We start from the raw sequence: 1,232 nt of genomic DNA on the forward strand, positions 1-1,232 counted from the left end.
CACTACCTTCTCTGTTCTTATGGCGCTTACCATGAATTTCGCTTTCTTATTCTCTGGTACAGTCAGCACCAATGCACAATTGGTACTGTTACAAATGTTCCTTCTCGTTGCTGGCTACAATGCTGCTCAATATGGTCTAGACCGTTATATACTGCCTTTCATTAAGAAAAAAATGAAGAAAGAAACGACTAAAGTGAAAATTAAACCCATTGTTTCTTAAAACCCATATTATACTGTACCCTATAGAGTAGACACGTAAAAAATGTCTACCTGTAGGGTTTTTTTTATTCTAATGAAGCAGCAACCAGCTAACTGTATAAAGTAAAAAGATTTTTCTTTAAACTCAACCAAATAAAGAGGTGGTTTGATTTGAAAATATGTAAGTGTCTTATTGTTTTTATAGGGACATTCTCAATTTTGATTACAGGTTGTTCAAAGGAAAGTTTAAATGAACTTCAAAATGTAGGAAAGAAGATTTTAGTAGAAAAACGTGCCAGGGAAGAAAATAAATATCAACCTTATAAAGAAATTACCGATGATAGTACAGTTCAAAAAGCCAAAGACATACTTGAGAGCGCAAGTTGGGAAAATGCAAAAGTAAATATGGCATACCCTCCGCCTTACAAATTTCGTTTCGTACCCGAAAATGAGCAATCGGAGATGATTTATCACATTTGGATCAGCTTAAATGAAGATATAGCGGAACTTATCATAGAAGGACAAAATAAATATGTCCAACTAAGTAAGACTAAATCAGCAAAACTATTAGAGATAATTACAGGTGTAAACCATTGAGGTCTTTTTATTATCGGCCCTTCCTGAGAACGGATCCAAGATCCACAAGATTCTAGTTTTAAAATAAGGTTACCTTACAAAGCTATTACAACCTTTACGCTGCACAAATAGAAACCTATGATTCATAGGCAGATTCTGCTGCATCTATAAAATACTGGTTCTTGAAGTTGATTACGCAGTGCCTGACTCAAAGTGTACTATTTACGTCTAAAAACGATAAGCACAAAACAGTCACTTTTTCTCTTATTTCCACCCTTCCATTTAAAGTGTGGAAATTGTGTGACATCACTCCTTTTAATTTGTGAAATATTTCACAAAGTCATTGATTGTAGTAAATAATGGATGTAAGATAGAGACATAGATAAGCGCTATCTTTACCAGAAAAAGGACTCATACTTTACTCAGAAAAGGAAAGGAAGTTGATTTTCATGTTAAAT

At 33.8% G+C, this 1,232-nt stretch carries 1 protein-coding gene and 1 pseudogene; both read left to right on the top strand.

What is annotated here, in order from left to right; translation table 11 throughout:
- A pseudogene (locus MHI18_RS22070) lies at positions 1-220 on the top strand (Crp/Fnr family transcriptional regulator); the annotation flags it as partial.
- Between the two features lie 149 nt (positions 221-369).
- Positions 370-795: a hypothetical protein gene (locus tag MHI18_RS22075; protein ID WP_340850525.1), complete on the top strand. Its 426-nt coding sequence runs from the start codon at positions 370-372 to the stop codon at positions 793-795.
- Positions 796-1,232: the final 437 nt, after the last annotated feature.

This window comes from Peribacillus sp. FSL H8-0477, from assembly GCF_038002765.1.
Classification (GTDB): Bacteria; Bacillota; Bacilli; order Bacillales; family DSM-1321; genus Peribacillus.